Source organism: Caldimonas manganoxidans ATCC BAA-369 (assembly GCF_000381125.1).
GTDB classification, from domain to species: domain Bacteria; phylum Pseudomonadota; class Gammaproteobacteria; order Burkholderiales; family Burkholderiaceae_C; genus Caldimonas; species Caldimonas manganoxidans.
Genome location: NZ_KB905994.1, coordinates 1 through 5,430 on the forward strand (window position 1 = coordinate 1; position 5,430 = coordinate 5,430).

8 protein-coding genes and 3 pseudogenes are annotated in these 5,430 nt (G+C 69.0%); 5 read left to right on the plus strand and 6 right to left on the minus strand.

The genetic code is table 11. The annotated features are described in order from the left end of the window. The coding region (locus tag F615_RS0117040) for a phage terminase large subunit family protein (protein ID WP_019562351.1) at positions 1–882 on the minus strand (882 nt) is incomplete at its 3' end. Beyond that, complete coding sequence (locus F615_RS0117045) at positions 882–1,412, minus strand: hypothetical protein (RefSeq protein WP_019562352.1); 531 nt, start codon at positions 1,410–1,412, stop codon at positions 882–884. The genes F615_RS0117040 and F615_RS0117045, both read right to left, overlap by 1 nt. A gap of 120 nt (positions 1,413–1,532) precedes the next feature. On the opposite strand from F615_RS0117045, the gene F615_RS0117055 reads away from it, so the two are divergent. From F615_RS0117055 to F615_RS0117065, 3 genes are all read left to right on the plus strand, one after another. Continuing rightward, positions 1,533–1,799 carry a hypothetical protein gene (locus F615_RS0117055; RefSeq protein ID WP_019562354.1) on the plus strand — a complete coding sequence of 89 codons (267 nt, stop codon included), beginning with the start codon at positions 1,533–1,535 and terminating at the stop codon, positions 1,797–1,799. 93 nt (positions 1,800–1,892) lie between these two features. Next, positions 1,893–2,138: a hypothetical protein gene (locus F615_RS0117060; protein WP_019562355.1), complete on the plus strand. Its 246-nt coding sequence runs from the start codon at positions 1,893–1,895 to the stop codon at positions 2,136–2,138. Between the two features lie 34 nt (positions 2,139–2,172). Continuing rightward, positions 2,173–2,760 (plus strand): DUF3489 domain-containing protein, encoded by a 588-nt coding sequence (locus F615_RS0117065; protein ID WP_019562356.1) that lies wholly within the window; start codon positions 2,173–2,175, stop codon positions 2,758–2,760. Between the two features lie 56 nt (positions 2,761–2,816). On the opposite strand, the gene F615_RS0117070 is transcribed toward F615_RS0117065, so the two are convergent. The 3 genes and pseudogenes from F615_RS0117070 to F615_RS20605 form a co-directional block, all read right to left on the minus strand. Beyond that, complete coding sequence (locus F615_RS0117070) at positions 2,817–4,082, minus strand: site-specific DNA-methyltransferase (RefSeq protein ID WP_019562357.1); 1,266 nt, start codon at positions 4,080–4,082, stop codon at positions 2,817–2,819. Further along, positions 4,079–4,519: pseudogene (locus F615_RS0117075) on the minus strand (DNA methyltransferase); the annotation flags it as partial. The pseudogene F615_RS0117075 and the gene F615_RS0117070, both read right to left, overlap by 4 nt. Further along, positions 4,507–4,638 (minus strand): annotated as a pseudogene (locus tag F615_RS20605) (ParB N-terminal domain-containing protein); the annotation flags it as partial. The pseudogenes F615_RS20605 and F615_RS0117075, both read right to left, overlap by 13 nt. A 40-nt stretch (positions 4,639–4,678) precedes the next feature. On the opposite strand from F615_RS20605, the gene F615_RS0117080 reads away from it, so the two are divergent. Beyond that, positions 4,679–4,960 (plus strand): type II toxin-antitoxin system Phd/YefM family antitoxin, encoded by a 282-nt coding sequence (locus tag F615_RS0117080; protein ID WP_019562359.1) that lies wholly within the window; start codon positions 4,679–4,681, stop codon positions 4,958–4,960. Next, a complete protein-coding gene (locus F615_RS0117085) occupies positions 4,950–5,222 on the plus strand; it encodes a Txe/YoeB family addiction module toxin (protein WP_019562360.1) in 273 nt (90 codons plus the stop codon). Before F615_RS0117080 ends, F615_RS0117085 begins: the two co-directional genes overlap by 11 nt. Here F615_RS0117085 and F615_RS20235 read toward each other — a convergent pair. Continuing rightward, a pseudogene (locus F615_RS20235) lies at positions 5,176–5,430 on the minus strand (site-specific DNA-methyltransferase); the annotation flags it as partial. The gene F615_RS0117085 and the pseudogene F615_RS20235 sit on opposite strands and share 47 nt — an antisense overlap.

Here is a 5,430-nt window from a genome sequence, read left to right on the forward strand (position 1 = left end):
GCCTTCCGCCGTCGCGCGCCACTCGCCGTGCTCCAGCATCCAGGTCTTGTGGTGCTCGGCGATCGCCGTCTCGCATGATTCGCACACATACGCCGCCGTCTCGGGCCGTCCCTTCTCCCAACGCAGTTGCTCGAAGCGCAGCCACTGCCGGTGCGAGCAATGCGGGCAGGGCACGAAGTAGCGGCGCTGGTCGCTGGCCTCGTACTCACGCTCGATGGCCGAGGCGCCCGCGATCGTCGGCGTCGAGACGATGAAGATCTTGCGCCGCGCAAAGGTGCGCGTGCGCGCCTCAGCGAGCGAGATCGCATCGCCCTCCCCCTCGACGTCGAGCGGGTAGGCGTCCACCTCGTCGAGGAACAGATACCGCACCGGCATCGAGCGCAGGCCCACCGCCGAGTTGGCGCCGGTCATGACCAGCACGCCGCCGCGAAACTCCTTGGCCAGGATGGTGTTGCCCGAATCCCGGCTGCGCGCCGGGGCGATCCGTTCGGCGAGCACGGCCGACTCCTCGATCAGCGGGTCGATGCGCTGCTTCGAGTTGCGCTTGGCCATTTCCACCGTCGGCCACACCGCCATCATCGGCCCGGGGGCGTGGTGGATCACGTAGCCGATCCAGTTGCTGCCCATTTCGGTGGCGCCCAGTTGCGCCGCCTTCATGAACACCACCCGCTCGATGGGCGAGGTCGGCGACAGGCAATCCATGATCTCGCGCAGGTAAGGCGTGCGGCTGGTGCGCCAGCGCCCCGGCTCGCTCGACGCCTTGCTCGAGAGCACCCGATGCCGGTCGGCCCACTCGGAGACGGTGAGCAGCGGATCGGGCGTCAGCCCCTCGCGCCAAGCGCGCTCGATGACGTCCCAGCCCTCATAGGCGAACTCGTCCATCAATCGACCCGAACCTTGAGTTCCCCGAGCTCGGCGAGGTGCTCGCGCACGGCGGCATCCAGGGCCACGTGCAGGGTGTGAGCCTCCACGCCGAGCCGGGCCGCCATCTGCGCCGAGATCCGCGCCGGCCAGTTGAGCCAAGCGTCGCGCTCCGTACGGGCGAGCTTGAACACATGCGCGATGGCCTGGTGGCGATCGACCAGTTCGCCCTTGAGGCGGGCCAGCCGCACCTTGTTGGTCTGCGCCTTGACCACCTCGTTGACCGTGCGCGCCTGCACGAGCGTGGTGCCGCCTGCGGGCAGGCCGGTGGCGAGGTTGGGGGCCGGATCCTCCGCCACCCGCACCTTCACGGTCCGGGAGCCCGTTCCCGCCTTCGGCGGCTCGGAGTTCCGGGTCCAGTCGCGGTCGGCCCGGTCTGGGTCGATGGTGCCGTCCGCCTCGGGCGTGATGCGCCCGGTGCGGATGGCCTTGTGTACGGCGGTGTCCGATACCCCACGGTGGCGGGCGTAGGCGCGAATCGAGATGCCCATGGCCCTCTTCGATCAAGTCATCGTCAGTTCTTGGCCAACACCCGCAGAAAACGCTTGGCTTCACGGGCGAGAAGCGCGTTCATCACGTCACCCCGAACCACCCGATCGAAAGGACGCCCGATGAACCCCCACATCCCCGACCTTCTCGCCACCAAGCTCGCCGAGGCCGCCCTGACCGTGCTGGTGCGCACTTGCCGCAAGGAGGTGGCCGCCGCCAGCCGCGACGAGCTCGAAGCCGCCTGCGCCGCGATGCGCGCCAAGGCCCGGCCGGTCATCGACCGCTTGTTTGACGACGCAAGGGCTGCGCCCTGGGTCGGCGAGATGGCCTTCCACGCCGCCGCGCTCGAACTGGCGCAGGCCGGCATCTCGGTGTTGCGCAAGGTCTGACGAGCAATGCGAAGCCAAGCAAGAACGCTTGGCTTCTCACGCGAACAGCGCGTTCATCACCTCACCCAATCACCACGCACCAAGGAGCAGACCATGACCCTGCGCATCCGCCAACCCCAGGTCACCGACACCAACGGAAACGCCCTCGGCACCCGCCTGATCCGAATCGAGTTCGACGAGCAAGGCCCAGCGACCGTGATGCACGACGGCCAGCGTTACGACTTCACCGGCAAGACCGGCACCCACCTCAAAACCGGCTTGGCGGTGCGCGAGATGGCCACCGCGCGCGATGCGCGCCTGTGGATCAGCCTCGATGGCGAGCACCTCTGGGAAGACTGACTCGCGCCGATCCATCCCTATCCAGGAGCAGACCATGAGCACCATCACCCTGACCCCCGCCCAGCACGCGATCCTGGCCCATGCGCTCGAGCACAGCGACGGCCGAATCGACTGGTTCCCCGAGCACATCCAAGGCGGTGCCCGCCGCAAGGTGCTCGACGGCCTGGCCAACCGCGCCCTGATCGCCCGCCAGGGCGAGGTCTGGGTCGTTGCCGACGCAGGCTACGAGGCCTTGGGCGTGCCGCGCCCGGGTGCCCGCACCGCCCAGCGCCAGTCCTTCGTTGCGAAACTCGATGCGGTGATCGCCCGGGCCGAGCAGGCGCAGACGGCGCGCGACGAGGCCGACCTGGAGGCGGCGGTGAACGCCGCCGAAGCGGCCTGGGCGCAGGATGCGCATCGCAGCGCCGAGCCCCGCCGCCCCCGCGCCCACAGCAAGCAGGCGCAGGTGATCGCGATGCTGCGGCGTCCCGAAGGCGCCACCCTCCGCCAGATCATGGACAGCACCGGCTGGCAGGCGCACACGGTGCGCGGCACCTTGGCCGGGGCGCTGAAGAAGAAGCTGGGCCTGACGATCGTCTCCGAGAAATCCCCGGGCGGCGAGCGCGTCTACCGGCTTGCCTGAGTCGCGATGGGGCAGCACATCCCGCGCGGGCTGCCCAATCTGACCGGGTTCGTGATTCACTGCGCGATCGCCGACGAGTCGCTCGCCGCCTGATCGAAGGCCAGGCCATCCGCCTCGCGGGTGGCTTGCTGGCCCGTCCAGTCCTGCCAGCGCCGCACGATCACGTCCGCATACTTCGGGTCGAGCTCGATCAGCCGCGCCACGCGCCCGGCCTTCTCGGCGGCGATCAAGGTCGTGCCCGAGCCGCCGAAGGGGTCGAGCACCACGTCGCCGGGGCGGCTGGAGTTGCGGATGGCCCGCTCGACCAGATCCACCGGCTTCATGGTCGGGTGCAGGTCGTTCTTCTGCGGCTTGTTGAAGTGCCATACGTCGCCCTGGTCGCGGTCGCCGCACCAGTGGCGCGTCGCGCCTTCGGGCCAGCCGTAGAGGATCGGCTCGTACTGGCGCTGGTAGTCCGCGCGGCCCAGCGTGAAGGTGTTCTTGGCCCAGATGATGAAGGTCGACCAGTGCCCGCCGGCGGCGCGGAAGGCCGCTTGCAGCGTGTCCAGTTCGCTGGAGGACATGGCGACGTAGATCGCGCCTCGGGTGTGCGCCATGATCATCGCCAGCGCGTCGTAGAGGAAATCGTAGAAGCCTTCGCCCAGCGCATCGTTGAGGATGGGGCGGTGCTTGCCGCGCAGCTTGTCGCGGGCCGAGTTGGCGTAGTTGACGTTGTAGGGCGGATCGGTGAAGACCATGTCCGCCCGCTCGCCGTCCGGAAACAGGCGCGCGTAGGCCTCGGCGGTGGTCGCGTCGCCGCAGACCAGGCGGTGCGGCCCGAGCCGCCAGACGTCGCCCGGCCGGGAGACGGGTTCCTCGGGCACGTCGGGCGCGGCATCGTCCTCCGTCCGGCCCTCGATCTGTGGTTCCTCATCGGCCAGCAGTTCTGCCAGTGCATCGGCGTCGAATCCGGTGAGATCGAGATCGAAGCCATCGTCCTGCAGCGCCTCCAGTTCGATGCGCAGCAGGGCATCGTCCCAGGTCGCGAGTTCCGCGAGCCGGTTGTCCGCGAGCACCAGGGCGCGGCGCTGGGTCGGCGTCAGATGATCGAGCACGACCACCGGCACGGTGGGCAGGCCCAGCTTGCGCGCGGCGGCAAGCCGCCCATGGCCCGCGACCAGCACACCGTCGGCGCCGGTGAGAATGGGATTGACGAAGCCGAACTCCGCGATGGAGGCCGCGATCTGGGCGATCTGCTCGTCCGAGTGCTGGCGGGCGTTGCGCACGTAGGGCAGCAGCTTGGTCGTCGGCCAGTGCTCGATGCGATCGGCCAGCCAGCTCATGCAGTGACCTCCGCCGTCTCGCCCAGCCGCTCGGCGGCGACTTCGGCGAAGGTCCGGCCGCTGCCCTCCAGCACCGGCACCGTGCCCGGGTGGTGCTGCAGCCAGCGGCGCAGCGCGACGTCCACGTACTCTGGAGCGAGTTCGATGGCGCGTACCGGGCGGCCGGTGAGTTGGCCGGCCAGCAGCGTGGTGCCCGAGCCCGCGAACGGCTCGAAGACGATCTCGCCCGCCTCCGTGTAGGCCTCGATGAAGAACTTCGGCAGGCCCAGCGGGAACACCGCCGGATGATCGATGCCTTCACCGATGCGGCCGCGCTGGCGCGTCACCTCGACGACCGAGTCTGGGATGCGGAACTCCTGCGTGGGCTGTCCGGCATGGTTCCAGGCGCCGACCTTGCCGTCCTTGCCGCGCATCGCGGTGGATGACCCAACTCCGCGATGGAGGCCGCGATCTGGGCGATCTGCTCGTCCGAGTGCTGGCGGGCGTTGCGCACGTAGGGCAGCAGCTTGTCGATCGGCCAGTGCTCGATGCGATCGGCCAGCCAGTGGGCGTTCATTTCCTGTACAATACTTCTGTCCAATTCCAGAGGTGCCGCCATGACCATCGAAACCACCTACAGCCAGGCGCGCGAGCAGCTCAAGGCGCTGATGGACCGCGCCGTGGACGATCGCGAGGTCATCGTGGTGCGCCGTCGCTCGGGAGGAGCCGTGGCGATGATCGCGGCCGATGAGCTCGAAGGCTTGATGGAAACGGCGCACCTGCTGCGCTCGGCCAAGAACGCCGAACGGCTGCTCACGGCCCTCAACCGGGCACGCACGACAAGCCTGAAGCCCACGACGCTCGCCCAGCTCAAGCAGGACGCCGACCTTGAAGCGTGAGGCCTCGCGGCTTGCGGTCTGCCATCCGGAATTTCTCGAAGACCTGCGTCATTGGGTGGAGACCGACCGTCGCACCGCCCGCCGCTTGCTCGAACTCGTCGAGGCGGTGCTGCGCGATCCCTTCGATGGCATCGGCAAACCCGAGCCGCTGAAATACCTCGGCCCGGACGTCTGGTCGCGACGCATCACCCAGGAGCATCGCTGCGTCTATCTGGTCAAGGCCGATCGCGTCGAGTTCCTCCAGGGGCGCTACCACTACTGACGGTACGTTCGGCCGCCACCTCGTCGAAGGTCCGACCGCTGCCCTCCAGCACCGGCACCGTGCCCGGGTGGTGCTGCAGCCAGCGGCGCAGCGCGACGTCCACGTACTCGGGGGCGAGTTCGATGGCGCGTACCGGGCGGCCGGTGAGTTGGCCGGCCAGCAGCGTGGTGCCCGAGCCCGCGAACGGCTCGAAGACGATCTCGCCCGC